Raw genomic sequence first — 548 nt, 5'->3', positions numbered from 1 at the left:
AAATTCCAGTTCGATAGTCATGGATGTGAACGTTGGATAAAACCCAAATTCAGCTAGAAGACGAGCTTAACTCACTCAAAGGGCAAGTGAAAACGCACCCTGAACGCACTCTTCGCCTCGCCGAGCAGTGCCGCATTCGCGCGGAACAAATACTGTTTATTGACGGTGAAATCAAAGCGTTACTCGTCATGGCGCACAGTTGTTGGTGTTTGATGGAATATCGCCAAGGGCTGAAATTCATCAAAGACGCCTACAATAAGCAAATCCAACTGGACACTGACGATCACCTTCCAGAAATTCTGCATATCTTCGCCCTTCAATACTGGGGACAAGCCAAATATTACTCGGCGCAGCAATATTGGATTAATGCCTTGGAGCAATCGGCTTTGGTCGATGACATTGAGATTCAGATTGAATCCCTGATTGGTCTTGGCAATGTTTGGCGCATCACCAACGAACACAAACTTGCCGCATCGACTCATGAGCTTGCAGTTAAAGTGGCAAACAACGTCCGAATTGCATGGTTAGAAGGTAAAGCTCGCATTCTG

1 pseudogene is annotated in these 548 nt (G+C 46.2%); it reads left to right on the top strand.

Annotation, left to right across the window (positions count from 1 at the left end):
- Positions 1-32: 32 nt before the first annotated feature.
- Positions 33-548 (top strand): annotated as a pseudogene (locus R7Z50_RS30200) (hypothetical protein); the annotation flags it as partial.

The organism is Vibrio sp. 1249-1, from assembly GCF_033340495.1.
Note: the sequence above shows the minus strand (reverse complement) of the source record. Positions and strands in the feature narration are given on the sequence as shown.